Here is a 19,698-nt window from a genome sequence, read left to right as displayed (position 1 = left end):
AGGAGAAATTAGAAGTAATTTTGAACTAATTATCCAATATATTCAGAAGGTAACGGCAAAAGCAAAAGGTTGAATAGAATAATTACTTCAGGATAATTATTTTCAGATTGTTTCTAATATTTATTCTGATCTAGGGTTTGCGGATTAAATCTAAAAAAATTGATATATAAAGGTTTTAGCCTTTTTATGTCTGAAAAAAGTACCTAGTTTTCAGCTCTTTATGGTCAAAAAGGAGTTCATTTTGGGTAAGAGAAAGGGACAGAAAGTCAAGGGAGAATTATTCTGACTACCTCCTCTATAATTTCCCTGATTTCTGGATTCACCGATTCTGGATTCTGACTCCTATTCTTAACTAAAAGACTTATTCAGCAAGCTATATCTAGCTTTGGGAAATTAGCTGATGATTTAAAAGCTAAACCTCAGATTCTATGTCTCATACTTTGCTTATTAATTAAACTGTTGTACAATAGTTTTAAATTTTCGATAAACTGTTAAAGGTTCTAATACCTGACTCATTAATTAAACTGTTGTACAATAGTTGAGAAATTGGTAAAAGTAGCGATCGCTCAATTTTATTTCTCCATAGTGATAGATAACTTAGAGCTAGTTAATTAACTTTCTATAAATATTTATAGTAGAATATTAGAAAAGGTAATTATTAATTATTAATTGTTAAAAATTATACTTCTAGCAACCACAATAAATCTGTAACTCCAAAATCTTTACCACATTGACTAATTCAAGTAGTAAGTTCACCGCGATGATGGGTTTGATGGTTGAAAAAGTGAAGTAGTGAATGCCACAATGGAAATGTGCATTTTCGTTGTTGAGACGTACTTATAAAGGTTAAATATTTTGCTAACTTTTCCTTTGTTAATGAATCAATATAATTCTGAATTTCTCCATCAGTTTTTTGAAGTTATTCCCACAATAAATCAAATTCAGCAATTAACTTTTGTCTTAATGATTCTATTTCAAAAGTATAATTTTTAAACCGACTTAACCATAGTTTATCTGCTAATAAAATATAGTTAAGTGTACCATGAATAGAATTAAAAAATGCTCCTTGCATCTTCCCAATATTCTGCATCTGGTATTTATTCACAAACTAGATAAATTTTTTCATTCATCCAATAATTATATTGAGATAGTCTTTTAAAATAATCGGTATTATTCATTTGTTGAAAGCCTCTCCTATTAAATAAATAATTAGTTGTGAAAAAATAATTTACTATGGTAAGCACCTATGGAAAATTAATTACAAATTAGATTGATTAACTATTATTATTCTCCTATTCCCTGTTCCCTATTCCCAGTTAAGTGTTCCAACGATGAATTTCTCCTAACATAACTTTAGTTTTTGCTCCTGTAACTTCTGGTAAATTACAGGGAATTTCTAAAGAATGCCAATAACCTAAAACTGCCATAGCTATTGCTTCTTTAAAATCTACATCCACACCAACTTCAGCAGTGGTTATTACTGGTATTGGTGCTAATAATTTTTCTATTCTTTCTTTCAAATATAAATTATGGCAACCACCGCCAGATAATAATATTTGGTCAGGCAAACTTGGCAAGAAATTTCTATAGCTATGATTAATCGAAGCTGCCGTTAATTCTGTCAAAGTTGCTAATATATCAGCAGCACTTAAATTATATTTTTCTGCATCAGTAAGACAATTAAATAAATAGTTTTTGCCAAATAATTCTCTACCTGTAGACTTAGGAGGTTTCTGTTGAAAAAAATCTTGTTTTAACCATGCTTCTACTAACTCTTGACATGGTTCTCCACTAGCTGCCCATTCTCCATTTTTATCATAAGTTTTACTTCCTTGAGAAAGATGCTCTACTGCTAAATCTAATAGTGTATTGCCCGGTCCTGTATCCCAGCCTAAAACTGCTTGAGAAGAAGTTAAACTTGTTACTAATTCCTTCTCTTTTTGACTTTCAGAAACTTCTAACTTTTGAATTTTGACTTTTGAATTTTGACTTTCAAATGAATTTTGAATTTTTAGATAAGTAACATTACCAATGCCACCCAAATTTTGTATACAGCGAGTATATTCTGGATGACTTAATAAATAAACATCCACACAAGGAACTAAAGGCGCACCCTCCCCACCTGCAGCAATATCGGCAGCCCGAAAATTACTAATAGTAGTAACTCCCGTTAAATTAGCAATTACTTCACCACGGCCTAACTGTAGACTATAACCCAATTGTTGAGAAGGTGGACGATGGTAAACTGTTTGACCGTGGGAACCAATTAATTGTGCTTTAATACCATATTTTTGACTAATTGTCAATGCTGCGGTGGCAAATTCTTGGGCAATAGCATCATCAAGTTCAGCAAATTCTGGCATTGAGAGAGAAGCACCGCTACAAACATCTAGAATTTGAGAACGTAAATTTTCTGAATAAGGGTATGTAGTTGCTGCGAGAAGTTGAACTTGTAAATCTATTCGATAGCCAGTAACATCAACCAAAACAGCATCTATCCCATCCACCGAAGTACCACTAATTAAACCAATAACTATAGTCATTGTTCTATTTCCACAGCAATAACGAGAACTGTAATATTATCACGGCCTCCTTTCTTCTTAGCAGAATCTACTAATTCTTCAGCTATAGCTTCACTATCTTGATCGGAACTTAAAATAAGAGCAATAATTTTATCAGATAACTCTTCTGTCAATCCATCACTACAGAGTAAAAGGCGATCGCCCGGTTGAACATCTAGAGGTAAGAGGTCTACTTTTCCCATATCTTCTCTACCCAGACATTGGGAAAGTACATGACGCCAAGGATGATTTTTAGCTTGCTCTGGAGTTATAGCATTACTTCTCACTGCTTGAGCTACCCAAGTTTGGTCTTCTGTAATTTGTTCTAATATTTGTCCTCGAAGTCGATAGAGGCGAGAGTCTCCCACATTAGCACACCAAGGTTCTTGTTTTCGGAAGATAGCCACCACTGCCGTTGTACCCATATCTGAACGTTCTAGATGTTCTTGCTGGTCATCTATAATAGCTTGATTGGCTTGAATAAAGGCATCTTCTAATAGCTGGAATGATGTTATACCATCCTGCCAATGATTAAGGAGGTAATTTTTAATTACTTCTGTAGCAATTCTACTAGCTTCTTGGCCACCTGCGTGTCCTCCCATACCATCAGCAACAATAAAAAATTGTCCTTCTGGCTCTATGTAGTAGGAATCTTGATTAACTGAGCGAACGCTCCCTGTATCGGTAATGCCTGCGAACTTGAGTTTCATAGTAGAATTTAGTTCGGTTGCTTTTGTCCAATTTCCAGTTTTACTATCCACCTAATATAATTGTTATCCTGGTTTAATATGTTTTTTTTGATTGTACCATTAGAATCTGATTAAGGATATTAATAAAAATACGGAGTGAGGAGTAAGAAATAATTGATGTATTCAATTAATCTCGGTTAGTTTACTTAAATGGAAAGCGCTGTATAACTCAATACAGTTTAGTTAGGCTTTGCGTAAGCCATAAGAAATAATTTGTGAGCAAAGACTGTAGGGGTTTTATTTCTAAACCCTTTGGTATTTAGGTCATTTCAGTTATCAGTTATCAGTAGAGAACAAACCTCCAAATTTAGTCGGAGGCTTGAAATACTGATTTACCGGGAACCGTGTTAAAATTTTTTTCATCCCCGAACCAGGGGAGGCTTGATACCTCTTTTTTGGTAATAATTTGTGAGCAAAAACTGTAGGGGTGCGGTCTCCAAACCCAAACCAAAATGCTTAGGAAAAATCAATCAAAATACAGCAGATTTCATGTCAGTTAGGCAAACCTGTTACAGGCATTTTGCCTGTTTTAAAAAGGTTTTATCTTTAATATTTGCACCTTACTATCTTTGAAAGTGCTGTAAATATATTTACTACTCCCTACTCCCTATTATGGAACCAATTGTTGAATTCGTGTTAGAGGAATTTCTAGCCATTGGCGACGATAAGTAAGTTCATGGTCAAGTTCATAAATAGCTGTTTCTAATAGATAAACATCTAAAAGTAGCTGTATTTCTTGTTCACTTTGAGCTAAAAATGAACTTGATTTGGCATTCTCAAGATAAGCTTTTAAGAAGGATATGCTAACCCAAGTATACCAAAATGTAGACCATTGTTCCATTGCTAATAAATTTTCAGAACGAATCATGCCACCTTTAATTTCTTCCCGAAAAGCCACATTAGCTGCATAATAAAACGAGCCTAACATTACCGCAATATCTCTCAGTAAAGAACGTTTCATCCGACGTTCATTTAAAGGTCGAGTAGCTTCTCCTTCAAAATTAATAATGACAAAATCTTTACCCGTAAATAAAACATTTTGTAAATGATAATCTCCATGACAACGAGTCCGCATAGCAGTAGGAATTTTTCGCTCTACTACCAAATTTAAACTTTCCAAAATTCGGTCTTGACGATTAATTACACTTTTAGCTAATTGTTGTGTATCTTGTGAAAACTCTGGTAAGTGCTTTTTCAACTTTAATAAAGTTTTACCCGTCTGATTTCTGATATATTGATAAATTGACCTTTGATAAAAAGGTGTAAACTGTTCAGGAGAAAAATTAGGGTTTTCTGAATCTGAAGCCAAAGCATGATGAATATCTGCCGTAAGTTTCCCTAAATTTTCTGCTGAATTAAGATAAGAACCAATCATATCGTAGACTGATTCAGTAATCTCTTTATTCAAACTATTATTAACAGTAATCTTGGGAATTTCTAACTCATTTACAGAAATTTGTTCTACCATGATTCTGTCAAAATAATCTCTTAGAGCATCAGAAGTATAAGACCAACCATCTCTTGCTTCTGGAATAAACTCCTCTAAAATGCCAATAGTAATTAAATTACTTCCTTGTCGATGATACTCTAAATATCCTGCCGTTTGAGAAATATTCCCAGCGATCGCTGAACCTTCTCTCCTAGATATTTCTGTCAAGAAATTACCATTTTCTAACTCTGCATTAATTCCCGGTTCTAACTTACGAAATAATTTAAGTATTAGTCTTGTGCCGAAATTAATTAGGGTTTTATCATGTCTTTCTGCCAAAATATGTGGCTGAATATCTTCTGTAGTTCTCTGCATAATCTCTAGCAATACATCAGTTGCATTTCCCTGAATAAAACCAATATTTCCTTCATATTTTTGGTTTTTACTAATAGCTGCCAAAGGTATGTTTAAAAACTCTTTTTCTCCCAAAGCATCAAACAAAAATCCAGACTTATCTTGCCCCTGTATTTCCAATTCAGCAATAATTTTTTCTGGAGAAATCTGAGAACCTATTTCCGACTTATCCAAATAACTCAAAAGAATTAAATAAGTTTCTGTCTGACCCTCTATATAATGAAACTCCAACAACAACAAAGCAGCCTCTTGACCCTTATAATCAATAGAAACAACCTCTATTATTTCCGTAGATTGGATAACCTTATTCTTACCCTCAAACCAAGGAAAACTACTCAAATAATTAGGTAAAATCGACTCTAATATATTCTGATTTTCTGGCTCAGAAAATATATCCTTCCAACCTTCTGCAACAGTCAAAATAGGAGGTTTAGTGAAAGGTCTTAAAGTGTCAAAAGTTTCCTGTTGCTGTAGAATAAACCAATAAAAACCATAAGGAGTCAAACTAAAAAAATAGGGTTCCTTGTGAATCCTAGGAAACTCAGTTCTGCCAAAAATTTCCACAGGAACCATACCATTAAAAGCCGATAAATCCAACTCCGCAGTTTGCACAAAACGAGAAAGATTAGCCACCACCAAAATATGTTGACCAGAATAAGTCCGAGTAAAAGCCAAAATCTTTCTATTCTCAGGATGTAACAACTCAAAAGAACCACTTCCAAAAGCCTCAAAACGTTCCCTCGTAGAAATCAAACGCTTCATCCACCACCACAAAGAATTAGAATTAGACCGTTGAGCCTCCACATTAATTGTTTCATAATTATATTCAGGGTCAACAATCACTGGAGCATATAATCTTTGAGGATTACCACCACTAAAACCAGCATTACGGTCTGCACTCCACTGCATAGGAGTCCGGACACCATTGCGATCGCCCAAATAAATATTATCTCCCATACCTATCTCATCCCCGTAATACAAAACAGGAGTACCAGGCAAAGAAAAAAGCAAACTATTCATCAACTCTATTTGGCGACGGTCATTACCCAAAAGAGGCGCTAAACGGCGACGAATACCCAAATTTATTCTCGCTTGAGGGTCTTGAGCATAAACCTTATACATATAATCTCGGTCCTCATCACTCACCACCTCCAAAGTCAACTCATCATGGTTCCGTAAAAACAAAGCCCACTGACAATTATTAGGAATAGAAGGAGTTTGCTTCAGAATATCAGAAACCGGAAAATTATCCTCCTTCCGCAAAGCCATAAACAAACGAGTCATCAATGGAAAATGGAAACTTACATGACATTCATCCCCATTGCCAAAATATTTAGCCACATCCTCCGGCCATTGATTAGCCTCTGCCAATAACATTCGGTTAGAATATCTCTCATCAATGTGCCTTCGTAACCTTTTCAAAAAGGCATGGGTTGCTGGCAAATTTTCACAGCTAGTACCCTCTTCCACACAAAGATAGGGCACTGCGTCAAGACGCATCCCATCCACTCCCATTTTCAACCAAAAATCTGCTACATCTAAAACTGCCTCTTGTACTGCGGGGTTTTCGTAGTTGAGGTCTGGTTGATGATAATAGAAGCGATGCCAATAGTAAGCTTGAGCCACAGAATCCCATGCCCAGTTAGAATTTTCAAAATCTGGGAAAATAATGCGGACTTCTGGGTACTTATCCGCATTATCATTCCAAATATAGAAGTTTCTTTCGACACTACCTTTGGGGGCACGACGCGCTCTTTGGAACCAGGGGTGTTTATCGGAGGTATGGTTTACTACAAGTTCGATAATGACGCGAATGCCTCTGGCGTGGGCAGCGTCTATAAATTCTTGGCAGTCTTCTAGGTTTCCGTAAATAGGGTTAATACTTTTATAGTCGGCAATGTCATAACCATCGTCTCTGAGGGGGGAGGGGAAAAATGGTAGAGTCCATATTGCTGTTATGCCTAAATCTTGGAGGTAGTCTAATTTTTCTGTGAGTCCGCGAAAGTCTCCTATTCCATCACCGTTACTATCTGCAAAGGCTCGAACTGGTGCTTCGTAAATTATGGCGTTTTTGAACCAAAGTGGGTCGTTTTTTAGCATAGGGTAAGGCTTTTTTCCTTTTTGTATTTGAAGATTTTAAGTATAGCGCTGCGCGCAGGGAACAGGGAACAGGGAACAGGGAACAGGGAGAATAAATGGCCGATAATATAACGCTTTTAGCTATTGGACAGCTCCTGCAATTTGTAAAGATACCAGCGCACATTGCTATAATTTTAATTATAGCTGAAAGGGTAATGGGGAGTTTGGAAGGTGTGAGGGGTTTAGAAAATTTGGAAGGTTTGCAGAGTTATGTGAGATGTCGAAGTTGTGGGAGAAAATTTCCGGCAGGCAGGACACTTTAAATATTTTTTCACTCTCAAGAGTTAGGGATCAACCATAGATATAGTGTTCTAAACTGTTGCGCAATGGTTTTTTGACTCTAGATATAGTATGAGCAAGTCTGGAAAATCCCATATTTTTTCACTCTCAGAATTTACATATAAATCATAGATATAGTGTTGAAAACTAGAACGTTATCGTTTTTTCACTCTAGATATAGATATAGTATCTTTCCCTAAATTCTGTCAAATGTAGAAATCAACTTTCAGTTGTCTTCCTCTCTAACTTTAATATCTACTATTACGACATACGCAATAGTCAAATTTCACAATTAATTTTTTGATTCTTGATTAAGTAATAAATTTTCTCTGCATCGGGAAATTTCGGGTAAAGCAATAAAGTTATAATTTCGGAAAAGATACTATATGTAGAGTTCTAAACTGTTGCGCAATGGTTTTTTGACTCTAGATATAGTATGGGTAAGTCTGGAAAATCCCATATTTTTTGACTCTCAGAATTTACATATAAATCATAGATATAGTGTTGAAAACTAGAACGTTATCGTTTTTTGACTCTAGATATAGTATCTTTCCCTAAATTCTGTCAGCTCTAGAAATCTATTCTCAGTCCAGGAAGCTAACTGAAAAAGCTGATAACTGATAACTGAAATTGTAGGGGTATTGTTACAATGTTTAACAATAGTTGTTAAATTTTGCTTAAATATTATGAATTTAGAAACAATATCATCTAGACCTCACCAAAAAGACTTCAATTTTGACAGCCAGAAATTAGACATAGTAGAAATAGAGGCAATGCCAAAAATAAAGATAGATACAGAAATACCCAAATCTGAAAATCCTCCAGAAACCGGAAAAAGTAATACCCTGCGCTACGATCCACAAGCAATAACAGCCATCTACAGTAAACGTCCTCTGCAAGTTTGGAAACGGCGAATCAGTATCTTGTGGACTTTTTTATTATTTGCTTTTGGCTTATGGTTCGACAAAATTACTAATAATACCACAAAAAACGAAAAAAAACGAGCAATCTCCTTAAGAGAAATTTTGACAAATCTCGGTCCTGCCTTTATTAAAGTAGGACAAGCACTATCTACTCGACCAGACTTAGCTTCTCCAACATATTTAGATGAACTAACAAAATTGCAAGACCAACTACCAGCTTTTCCGAATCAAGTTGCTTATCATTTCATAGAAGAAGAATTAGGTTTTCCTCCAGAAGAAATTTATGCAGAATTAACACCAGATCCCATCGCTGCTGCTTCTTTAGGACAAGTATATAAAGGTAAATTAAAAACAGGAGAAATAGTAGCAGTAAAAGTACAACGTCCTGGTTTAGCAGAAAGCATTGCTTTAGACATTTATATATTAAGAACACTTGCTATTTGGGCAAATAAAAATATTAAGCGACTCCGCAGTAATCTAGTTGCCATAATGGATGAATTTGGTACTCGAATATTTGAGGAAATGGATTATACTCAAGAAGGTCGAAATGCCGAAAAATTTCAACAACTCTACGGTCATTTGAAAGATATTTATGTTCCGAAAATTTATTGGCAATATACAGGTCGTCGTGTATTGACAATGGAGTGGATAACAGGTACGAAATTGACTAATTTGGAAGCTATAAAAGCCAAAAATATTGATGCGAAATATTTGATAGAAATTGGGGTGCAATGTTCTTTGAGACAGTTATTAGAACATGGTTTTTTTCATGCTGACCCTCATCCTGGTAATTTATTAGCAAGTCCTGATGGTAAGTTAGTTTATCTAGATTTTGGCATGATGAGTGAAGTTAAACCTTATCAAAGATATGGTTTATTGGAGGCAGTTGTACATTTAGTAAATCGTGATTTTGACGCTTTAGCTCAGGATTATGTAAAGCTAGAATTTTTAACTCCTGAAACTGATTTAACTCCAATTATTCCAGCTTTAGCTGGTGTGTTTAATAATGCTCTTGGTGCTAGTGTGGCAGAACTTAATTTTAAGAGTATTACAGATCAATTATCAGCTTTAATGTATGAATATCCATTCCGGGTTCCTGCTTATTATGCTTTAATTATTCGCTCTTTAGTAACTTTAGAAGGTATTGCGATTAATGTCGATCCTAATTTTAAAGTGTTGAGTAAAGCTTATCCTTATGTGGCAAAACGTTTATTAACTGACCCCGCTCCGGAGTTGAGAACTTCTCTCAAAGATTTACTTTTTAAAGATGGTGATTTTCGTTGGAATAGACTGGAAAATCTTTTAAGAAATGCGAGTAATAGTGATGATTATGATATTAGTAATGTTTTAGATCAAGCTATAGAGTTTTTATTATCTGAACGAGGAGATTTTATTCGGGTACGTTTAGTTGAAGAACTAATTAATAGTTTAGATTCTGCGTCAATAAATACATTTATTAATGCCAGAAATAAGGTAAGTGAGTGGTTAGGTATAAAGGTAGAAAAAACTACAGTTAATAAACCCAATAATCCAGCACAACAGAAGAGAGCAGAACATATTAAAAATATCTGGCAAATTATTCAAGATACTCCTAGTTTTGATGCTATGCAGTTAGTACAATTAGTACCTAATATCTTAGTTAAACCAGAAATGCAAAAGGTAGGGCAACAAGTAGCAGGTGGTTTGACTCAAAAAGCGATCGCTCGTTTAATTCGACAATTATTATTATCTCCAGAGTACTCTGATACTAATAGTAATGGTCATCAATCAAAGACTCAACCTCAACTTTCTTTACCTGTTTCTTCCTCAGCATTTAGCTATTAGCTTTCAGCACTTCCTGCGGAATGCTGCGCAAACAGCAAACCCTATCTAAGATATAAAAAAGGCTTTAAATAAATATAACCTTTAAAGTTAGCTTTGATAGTAAGATTCAATTTACTTTAACAAAGCCAAGCTTTGATATCAAAATCAAATAAATAGCTGACTGCTGAATGCTTACATTCTTATTAGTTGTTAGTAGCAAAATTTCCTACTAGCAACTAATTTTTTATGGTAAAAATTTCTGTAGAAAAAATAAGCGATCTCTATGTCATTTCAGTTATCATTTTGAAAGGGCTTGTTGGGATTTTTTATGTTCATTCAAACCTAAAATTTTGTACCTTATAACAACGGGAAACGCTGTATTAATTATGACTAATAAAGAGTGAAGAAGAAAAAATTTATTTCAGTTATTAGTTATCAGTACCTCTAGCTAAAGCATTGGGATTGAAATACTGAATTGAAATGTTTTTTATCTCTTTGAAAAGGGAGGCATTAGATCTGATTTTTTGGTAATTATTAATTATTGAAATATATTTTTATAAAAATGTATAAAAAAATGACTTTTTCTGATAAATTATATTTGATTTAGCTAATTGTATTCAATCATTGAGGATTCTATAGTCAAAAAATGGCCATTGACTTATTTCTTAATTATTGCACTATTAATGTTGACTATTGACTTAGTGTTATTAACTGAGCTATAATCTGGGTCGGTTGCACAAATAACTTTATTTAATAAAAGGTAAGCATTCAGCTATTAACTGTCAGCCATTAGCAACAAAAACCTCAAGCTTAAAGAAAATATTTAAAAGAATATAGGCTTGAAAACTAGCTTTTATAGTAAAAGAAATCTCTGAATAATAAAGCTTCTATTCAAAAACTAGAAGCACTATTATGATACCTGATAGCTGACTGCCGAATGCTTAGAATAAAAGTAGTTTGATGGAGTTTCATTTGATTATTATTCCAATCAGGAATGAGAAGAGAATAAAACCAGAGAAAATTAATTATGCTCAATAGGTTTACCTGGCTAAAACGAAAATTTTCTGGTGTTATTTAATTTGCCTTCCTAACCAAGTTAATCAGATAGAAAATTTGCTCAATATATCTAATGAATAATTGATAATGGATAATTAATAATTCATCTATTAAATTTAAAGGTTATCCTTATATCTAATCGACCAAGAGAAGAGAAATAAATAATATTTCCCCACTTGTTTAAATCCTCTCTTTTTTAACTAGAGGTAATTATTCATTATATAGTCAGTTGTATTAGTTGGTAAATATTTCCTGGGAAATGCTGCGCCAACAGCTTGTGTAAAGAATTAAGCAATTATAAGGTTAGCTGATGACCAATTTTATTGATAATTTTTAATCCTCGCGCTTTAGGCTAATTCCTTCTTGGTTATGATAATTAAATTAATAACTTAAAGTTGATAGCTGATGGCTGACTGCTGAATGCTTACTAAAACTTTTTTGGAGGACTTAGAAACTATAAAATTAGGAGAATTTTATGAGTAGTATACTTCCTGTGGTGTTTGTATGGTTTGTTTCATTATTTGCTGCTTGTATAGGTATTATTATCGGAGGTACTATTGGAGGAATAGTTGGTTTAATTACTAAATTCATTACTCATTTAAGATGTAGGATGAGAATATTTAATGTAGCAACTTTTGTTTCACTTTTGGGTACAGTTTTATTTATTATTATCTATCATCAAAAAATTCAACCTCTAAATTGTGGTGATGGTTTGGATGGACTTTATGCTTGTTTTAGTCCACTACTTACTCCATTTTGGGGAGGAGTTATTGGAGGCTTATCTGGTTCATTTATTGGAGTTTTAATAGAAATATATAGAATGTATACAAAGCCAAGTCGTTAAATTCAATGTTTTCTTAAATAAGAATTACAAACTCAAACAAAAAATTTGATTTTTCTCTGATGATTGTTTTATTAAAATCAAATTAGTATAACTTAGTATCACTAAAGATAACAAAACCACTTGAACAGAATTAATGTAACTATATCCTCTTTCAATAATTAACTCTTTTTATAAAGAAAAGGAGTGGCTAAAAGAAACTTTTTAATTTTTTATCGCTAAATTTAAGAAACTTTATTTCTTAATTTTTCAGCACTCTCCATTTATTCTAATTTTCGATTCTTGACTACTAAATCTCATTATTTAACCAAAGAATTATTCAACAAAATCTCATTAAAAAACAAAACATAGTTATTTCTATAGGTAAAAACAGAACTGCATCTCTATTTTTTTATAAAGTGATTAATTTGTGATTTTGATGTTGATTTTAGCACTTTCTAATCTAGCTTAATGTCAATAAATAGTATTACCGAATAATTAATAATTAAGAGTTAATAATTAATAATTAATAGTTAGGGCTGGCCGATCAAAGATGAAAGCCTTTACAGCTAAACTTTTTAGCATTTTGTAGGTAGGTCAAAAGTGCCAGCTTTTAAGTATCTCAAGCTAAAAAGTCTAGGACTTACGGTTCCCGAAAAATCGGCTAATTATGGCAGAAAACCAAGGGATAATTCTTCTGACTACCTCTTCTGTAATTCCCATTTCTCCTGGCTTCTGGATTCTGGATTCTGGCTCCTTCTCTCGAATAAAAGACTTCTTCAGCAAACCCTAATTATTACTAATACTGAACCACAATACAACTTAACTTTGGAGGAACTAAACCCACAACATGAGGAACAGGACGTGGAGTATATCTAACTAAAGATTCACCATTATAAGCTAAAGACGTACTTGCTCCAGAATCCAACATTATAGCATCCCGAAATCCTGCTTGTGCTAAAAGTTGACCAAGTTCCACTGAACCAACCCTTTGATAAGATACTCCAACAATAGGTTGACCACTACGATGGATACCCCAAAATGCTCGGTGACGAAGTTCATTAAATTTGAATAAATCGCCAAAAGTTTCTGCTGGTTGTGGTTGAGAATTTCTGACTAAAAATCCAGCTCCGACAAAAGCATCTTGAACATTTGGCATTAATTTTTGCAGACCTTCTATAGTGTTATGAAGTTCCGCATCAAAAGGAATAAAATCTACTTTATCATCACTAATTAACACTAACGGACGATTTTTTATTTTTTCATAATCATTTTTATCCCCAGGCACAAATTGTTTGGTACTCTGACTTAAAATAGGACCTATAACTTGGTTAGAATCTAACCTTTCGAGAGAAAAAAATGTGCCATCTACTCCAGCGATCGCCTCACTTTCTGCCAAAATATCTTTTACTTGATAGCGATTATCTGCATGAATAGTAATTGGTTTACCCCCAGAAATTAAAATTAGAGGAATGTCTTGTAAAGAGATTTCATGTTTACTAATTTGACTGTTGAAATCAAAGCCTAATTTTGAGGATGGTAATTCTAATCCACCAGAAGTTTCATCAATTGCTATATTTAATGCTGATTGACCAAAACGGTCTATTGCTAGTAAACTTTTTGATTCATTACTAAAGAGATTTATGTCATTTTTCATGGTTATTGCTCCTGTATATCCTGCTGCTTTTGCCCAAGCACTTACTCGTTTATCATAATGACCTTCTGGGTAAGTAAAATAGTTTATTTTAATCCCTAATTTTTCTTCTAAAATTTGCTTTGACTTAAACATTTCTTTTTCAACTTGTCGGTCAGATAATTTAGTTAAGTCACGAGGATGAGTAACGCTATGAGATGCAATAGTAACTAATGGATTTGTTACCATTTCTTGTAATTGTTCCCAAGTTACAGTAGAACGACCAGCTTTTTTCCCATCTACTTTGTCTGTGTATATTGAGAAAAGTGCTGGATAATTATACTTTTTTAACAGAGGGTAAACTATTTCATAATGACCAATATATCCATCATCAAAAGTTAGAACTATTGGTTTTTCTGGTAGTGGTTCTCCTGTGCGTAAATGTCTAATTAATTGGTCGAAATTAATAGGAGTTAAACCGTTTTCTTTAATTGATTTTAGATGATATTCAAATTGTTCTTTTGTTAGATCGAAAGATACTTTTTTTCGTGCTAAAATGTCGTGATACATCATTACAGGCACTTTGGCTAATCTGGCTCTTTTGTGAAGTGTCGGCCAAGGACTAGGACTATTATTTATAGCAACAATTGTTTGTTCTTTTATGGTTTTAATTAAGTTGGCTAATCCCATTTCTTTATTGGTGATTAAGTTAGAAATGGTGAGGAATTTATTAATTGTATTATCTAGTGATATTTCTAATATTTTAATATTTTGATTGCAAGATTCAAGATATTTTTTATCGGGTTCGGATTCAGCAAAAGCTGGTCTGGAAAATAAACCTATTGATAGGGTTAAAGTTAGATAGCTGATTGCTAATAAGGCATAACGAAAGGCGAATAATTTAAACATAAGACTAAAAAAGTTAAAACTCTAATTTAGGGAACAGGGAGCAGGTATGGAGGGAAGAAGTATGGAAGGAATAGGTATGGAGGAAAAAAGTATTTTGGCAAATAAATATGATATGCACCTCATTGCTTTTTAGGGAATAGGGAGTAGGGAATAATTAAGAGTTAGGATTTAGGGAAGTTGTAGAAGAGGTGGTCATTCATAATTCCCTCTTAGTTTTTATGTCATAATTACAGGGAATAGGGAATAGGGAGTAGGGAGTAGTTAATTGTTCAAACCTTTATTTGTAAATGCTTTGATATTTAATTAGCTCGCCCTATTGAGTTTTTGATTTTTCATAACCTATTTAGGATTGCTATAACATCAAACAATCTTAATAGAAATAATAGACTAGAAACAGTAATTAATTATTAAATTTAGGTTAACTAAAGTTAAATAAATAAGCTTGATTCATAGTTAGCAAACAAGATTATTGTGGTGCATCTCAATGGGTGAAGAAAGCAAAAAAATTATCGCTTTTAGGGAACAGGGAACAGGTATGGAAGGAATAGATATGGAGGAAAAAAGTATTTTGAAAAATATGAAATGCACCTGATTATTATCTATAATTCTATAGGGTTCAGAACGAACCAAAGTTGATAAGTTATGGAACCGTTAGAGTAGCTTTTTAGATTATACAAGTAACAAAAAAATTCTTCATTAGTAGATAATTAAAACTGGTGTTGGTGTACAGGTAGTGATATTTTTAAAAAAGTCAATTAGTTAAAGGAATCAAATTTTCTTGGAAAAACTGAATTTAAGGTAATTTCTATTCTCTGTTCTCTATTTATACTCTAAATAACTATGTCCACAAGACTACCTGAAAAGTATTTCTAATTATCAATGATTAATTATCCATTAGTCATTTCAGTTATCAGTTATCAGTTCTAAAAAACTCTGGGGATTCATTATCAATTATTCATTATTAATTCTCCCTCCCACGGATTGCTATATATTGTTTATATAATTTACTTGAGGCAAAAAATATGAAATTTAACCGTCGTAATTTACTTATTTTTCTAAGTAGTTTATTTGGATTAGGATTTGCAGTAACTGTCCGCAGAATATTTTCCACTAGCCAAACTTTAAATGTTAAAAATACTAACTCCCAACTTCCAGAAAAAGCAACTATTTCTCCTTCAGAAATTCCTACTCCATCTACATCGGCACCTTCAGGAATGTTTGCTCCGAAAAAAGGAGATATTCGCCTGGTAGTTATTAGTGACTTAAATAGTCGATATGGTTCTACAAATTATGAATCTCAAGTAGAAAAAACTATTCCTTTAATATCAGAATGGAAACCAGATTTAGTTCTTTGTGCTGGTGACATGGTTGCCGGACAAAAACTGTCACTTACTGAAGAAAATATTCAAGCTATGTGGGATGGTTTTGATAGCTATATTTTTACACCATTACGTCAAATTAAACAACCATTTGCTATTACTATCGGTAATCACGATGCTTCTGGTTATACTGAGGGAGGAGAATTTATTTTTGCCAAAGAACGTAGATTAGCACAAGAATATTGGAGTCAACATCAAAAAGATTTAAACATCGAATTTTTGGAGGCAGAAAAGTTTCCTTTTTACTATAGCTTTCTCCACAAAAATATTTTTTATTTAATTTGGGATGCCTCTTCATTTTATATCCCTACCGAACAATTAGAATGGGTAGAAAAAAGTCTAGCAAGTAGTCAAGCACAAACTGCAAAAATGCGAATTGTCATGGGGCATTTACCTCTTTATGCTGTGGCAGTTGGGAGAAATAAATTTGGTAATGTTTTAGCAGAAGCAGAAGAATTACAAACTCTATTAGAAAAATATAATGTACATCTATATATTAGCGGTCATCATCATGCTTATTTTCCTGGTTATAAAGGTAATTTAAAGTTGTTATTTACGGGTGCTTTAGGTAGCGGACCTCGTGTTTTACTTAATAGTAATTTACCTCCGAGAAATACTTTGACTATTGTAGATATTAATTTGCAGGAAAATAAGAGTTTTTTCACTACCTATAATATGAATACTTTAGCAGTTATTGAACCAGAAGAATTACCAGAAACAATTACTGGTTTTAATGGTTCAATACAGCGGATTTCTGTGTAACACAGGCATCTTGCCTGTCATAGTTCTAGGAGACTAAAATTGAACCTGCTGCTCAAAGTAAAAGTGATAAATTTATTCCTAAATTTTTTGGGAAAATCTCTTCAAGTCAATTCCATTTTACGGAGATATATCCATATAAAGAAGATGCTAATAATATTTAATTTAATTAGGGATTACTGAATTATTTATCAAAGCTTTTTATGGTACAAAATTGAACAATTTCAGTCTTTAAAAATACCAGCAAATGATAGACAATGCCAAAGTTTTTAATCCTTTGCTCATAGCTGAAGTTATCTAAAGATGACTAAATTATCTATAACTGTATTTTTGTATTTTGGTTAATTAGGGTTTGCTGAAAAAGTCTTTTTTAAGGGTAGGGAGGTTGCATGCAAGCTCCCTACGCGAGTAATTTTTCTCCCTAACTTTTGCCTAAAATGATGATTTTGTTTAGCAGCAGCTCAAACAGGCATACTTTTTTCTTACCTAAAAAAGCTAAAATTTTTTTTATCTATCAATACTTTCACGCTTAATCAGCAAACCCTAATTAATCCAACTTGATATAGACAATTTAATTATTAATAGGTTAGATATACCCACGCGGGCAAGATGCCCGCACTGGGAATATTTAATTATTAATATCTTGATTTCATATACTTATAATTTGATGCATTTATTCCCTGTTTTCATTTCTAATAAATTAATAATTTCTGGATAAAATATGATAGAAAACTCAATTTTAATAATATAGATACACAAGGGTAAGATACCCGCTACTTGTGAAAAATTAATGATTAATATCTTTACTTAATCTACCGATTAAACTAATAACTGAAGGCTGTTTGCGCAGCATTCTGTAGGAAATACTTAATAAACTTGATATAGAAAATTTAATTATTAATAGGTTAAATATACCCACGCAAGCAAGATGCCTGCACTGGGAATATTTAATGATTAATATCTTGATTTTATATACTTATAATTTCTGGATAAAATATGATAGAAAACTCAATTTTAATAATATAAATACACAAAGGTAAGATACCCGCTACTTGTGAAAAATTAATGATTAATATCTTTACTTAATCTACCCATTAAACTAATAATTGAAATAGCTGATAACTGATAAGTGAAAGAGCTGACTACTGTTTGCGCAGCATTCCGTAGGAAATACTTAAGAAATTTGACTTTCAGTTTTCTAACAGTTCTAATATTATTAGTAACTTTCTTCTATTTATAACAATCCTAAATAGGCTTTAATAATTCAAAAACTAGAAATAAACTCCCAAACTATTGCCTATTACCCATTGCCTATTCCCCATTCCCGAAAAGCGGTAAGATTTTTATACACAAATAAAATAGGATTGCTCTATCATGGCAACAATTAACGATAATTATCTCAAACTTAAAGCAGGATACCTCTTCCCAGAAATAGCTCGCCGAGTTAATACCTTCGCTGAAGCACACCCGGGAGCCTCTATTATTAAATTGGGTATTGGGGATGTCACCGAACCATTACCAGAAGCTTGTCTGCAAGCTATGACTAAAGCTGTGGCAGAAATGGGCGATCGCTCTACTTTTAAGGGTTATGGTCCAGAACAGGGTTATGCTTGGTTACGGGAAAAGATTGCTACTCAAGATTTTCAAGCTAGGGGATGCGATATTGATGCTTCGGAAATTTTTATTTCTGATGGTTCTAAGTGTGATACTGGTAATATTCTAGATATTTTTGGCAAAAATAATACTATTGCTGTAACCGATCCAGTATATCCAGTTTATGTAGATACTAATGTTATGGCAGGTAACACTGGTGATGTGAATGATAAGGGAGAATATGAGGGTTTAGTTTATTTACCAATTACAGCGAAAAATAATTTTACTGCCGAAATTCCTACTGAAAAGGTAGATTTAATTTATCTATGTTTCCCGAATAACCCTACTGGTGCGACGGCGACTAAAGAATACTTGCAAAAATGGGTAAATTATGCTAAGGCGAATGATGCCATTATTTTATTCGATGCTGCTTATGAAGCATTTATTACTGATGCCAGTCTTCCCCATTCTATTTATGAGATAGAAGGAGCAAGAGAATGCGCGATCGAATTTCGTTCTTTTTCCAAGAATGCTGGTTTTACAGGTACTCGTTGTGCGTTGACTGTCGTACCCAAAACTCTCAAAGGTAAAGCTGCTGATGGTAGCGATGTAGAATTATGGAAATTATGGAACCGTCGTCATTGCACCAAGTTTAATGGAGTTTCTTATATTGTGCAGCGGGGTGCGGAAGCAGTTTACTCCGAGGAAGGGAAAGCTCAAGTTAAAGCATTAATAGAATTTTATTTAGAAAATGCCAAAATTATTCGTTCCCAGTTACAAACAGCAGGGTTAACTGTTTATGGTGGAGTAAATGCACCTTATGTTTGGGTGCAGACTCCTGCTGGTTTGTCAAGTTGGGATTTCTTCGATAAACTGTTACAAAGTTGTAATGTTGTGGGTACTCCAGGTTCCGGTTTCGGTGCTGCCGGTGAAGGTTACTTCCGTATTTCTGCTTTTAATAATCGGGAAAATGTGAATGAGGCGATGAAACGGATAACTGAGAAATTTAAAGTTTAAAGAGGCGATCGCTCTGCTGAAAGTTTATCAAATAAATTTCCCAAAGTAGGGGCGGGTTTTTCGGTTAACTTAATTAAAAACTTTTAACCTTACTAAACTCACCCCTTTCTTCTGAAAGTTTATCAAATAAATTTCCCAAAGTAGGGGCGGGTTTTTCGGTTAACTTAATTAAAAACTTTTAACCTTACTAAACTCACCCCTTTCTTCTGAAAGTTTATCAAATAAATTTCCCAAA

Annotated in this window: 10 protein-coding genes; 4 read left to right on the top strand and 6 right to left on the bottom strand. The window is 33.4% G+C overall.

Annotated features, from left to right (window positions below):
• Positions 1–739 precede the first annotated feature (739 nt).
• From VKJ25_RS24465 to treS, 5 genes are all read right to left on the bottom strand, one after another.
• Entirely contained in the window at positions 740–886 is a 147-nt protein-coding gene (locus tag VKJ25_RS24465) for a DinB family protein (RefSeq protein ID WP_375340304.1), read from the bottom strand.
• 33 nt (positions 887–919) lie between these two features.
• The gene (locus VKJ25_RS05920; RefSeq protein WP_324235701.1) at positions 920–1,105 is read right to left on the bottom strand and encodes a hypothetical protein; all 186 of its coding nucleotides are present in this window, start codon (positions 1,103–1,105) and stop codon (positions 920–922) included.
• A 211-nt stretch (positions 1,106–1,316) separates the two neighbouring features.
• Entirely contained in the window at positions 1,317–2,543 is a 1,227-nt protein-coding gene (locus tag VKJ25_RS05915) for an anhydro-N-acetylmuramic acid kinase (RefSeq protein ID WP_324235700.1), read from the bottom strand.
• Complete coding sequence (locus tag VKJ25_RS05910) at positions 2,540–3,271, bottom strand: Stp1/IreP family PP2C-type Ser/Thr phosphatase (protein WP_324235702.1); 732 nt, start codon at positions 3,269–3,271, stop codon at positions 2,540–2,542. Before VKJ25_RS05910 ends, VKJ25_RS05915 begins: the two co-directional genes overlap by 4 nt.
• Before the next feature lie 649 nt (positions 3,272–3,920).
• On the bottom strand, positions 3,921–7,253 hold the full coding sequence (treS, locus tag VKJ25_RS05905) for a maltose alpha-D-glucosyltransferase (protein ID WP_324235699.1): 3,333 nt from the start codon (positions 7,251–7,253) through the stop codon (positions 3,921–3,923).
• A gap of 1,004 nt (positions 7,254–8,257) precedes the next feature.
• On the opposite strand from treS, the gene VKJ25_RS05900 reads away from it, so the two are divergent.
• Both VKJ25_RS05900 and VKJ25_RS05895 read left to right on the top strand, forming a co-directional pair.
• Positions 8,258–10,318 carry an ABC1 kinase family protein gene (locus VKJ25_RS05900; RefSeq protein ID WP_324235698.1) on the top strand — a complete coding sequence of 687 codons (2,061 nt, stop codon included), beginning with the start codon at positions 8,258–8,260 and terminating at the stop codon, positions 10,316–10,318.
• 1,510 nt (positions 10,319–11,828) lie between these two features.
• Positions 11,829–12,197, top strand: a complete 369-nt coding sequence (locus tag VKJ25_RS05895) for a hypothetical protein (protein ID WP_324235697.1) — start codon at positions 11,829–11,831, stop codon at positions 12,195–12,197.
• A gap of 775 nt (positions 12,198–12,972) precedes the next feature.
• Here the strand turns inward: VKJ25_RS05895 and VKJ25_RS05890 are convergent.
• Entirely contained in the window at positions 12,973–14,715 is a 1,743-nt protein-coding gene (locus tag VKJ25_RS05890) for a polysaccharide deacetylase family protein (RefSeq protein WP_324235696.1), read from the bottom strand.
• Positions 14,716–15,737: 1,022 nt separating this feature from the next.
• Here VKJ25_RS05890 and VKJ25_RS05885 point away from each other — a divergent pair.
• Together VKJ25_RS05885 and VKJ25_RS05880 are read left to right on the top strand one after the other, a co-directional pair.
• Positions 15,738–16,856: a metallophosphoesterase family protein gene (locus VKJ25_RS05885; protein WP_324235695.1), complete on the top strand. Its 1,119-nt coding sequence runs from the start codon at positions 15,738–15,740 to the stop codon at positions 16,854–16,856.
• A 1,371-nt stretch (positions 16,857–18,227) separates the two neighbouring features.
• Positions 18,228–19,463: an LL-diaminopimelate aminotransferase gene (locus tag VKJ25_RS05880; RefSeq protein WP_324235694.1), complete on the top strand. Its 1,236-nt coding sequence runs from the start codon at positions 18,228–18,230 to the stop codon at positions 19,461–19,463.
• Positions 19,464–19,698 lie beyond the last annotated feature (235 nt).

The organism is Okeania sp., from assembly GCF_035285525.1.
Classification (GTDB): domain Bacteria; phylum Cyanobacteriota; class Cyanobacteriia; order Cyanobacteriales; family Microcoleaceae; genus Trichodesmium.
This window is presented reverse-complemented; position numbering and strand designations above follow the sequence as displayed.

What these genes read in the sequence shown, in the direction of transcription:
- VKJ25_RS05915 (WP_324235700.1), bottom strand. Translation starts at nt 2,543, where the DNA reads ATGACTATAGTTATTGGTTTAATTAGTGGTACTTCGGTGGATGGGATA.
- VKJ25_RS05910 (WP_324235702.1), bottom strand. Translation starts at nt 3,271, where the DNA reads ATGAAACTCAAGTTCGCAGGCATTACCGATACAGGGAGCGTTCGCTCA.
- treS (WP_324235699.1), bottom strand. Translation starts at nt 7,253, where the DNA reads ATGCTAAAAAACGACCCACTTTGGTTCAAAAACGCCATAATTTACGAA.
- VKJ25_RS05900 (WP_324235698.1), top strand. Translation starts at nt 8,258, where the DNA reads ATGAATTTAGAAACAATATCATCTAGACCTCACCAAAAAGACTTCAAT.
- VKJ25_RS05895 (WP_324235697.1), top strand. Translation starts at nt 11,829, where the DNA reads ATGAGTAGTATACTTCCTGTGGTGTTTGTATGGTTTGTTTCATTATTT.
- VKJ25_RS05890 (WP_324235696.1), bottom strand. Translation starts at nt 14,715, where the DNA reads ATGTTTAAATTATTCGCCTTTCGTTATGCCTTATTAGCAATCAGCTAT.
- VKJ25_RS05885 (WP_324235695.1), top strand. Translation starts at nt 15,738, where the DNA reads ATGAAATTTAACCGTCGTAATTTACTTATTTTTCTAAGTAGTTTATTT.
- VKJ25_RS05880 (WP_324235694.1), top strand. Translation starts at nt 18,228, where the DNA reads ATGGCAACAATTAACGATAATTATCTCAAACTTAAAGCAGGATACCTC.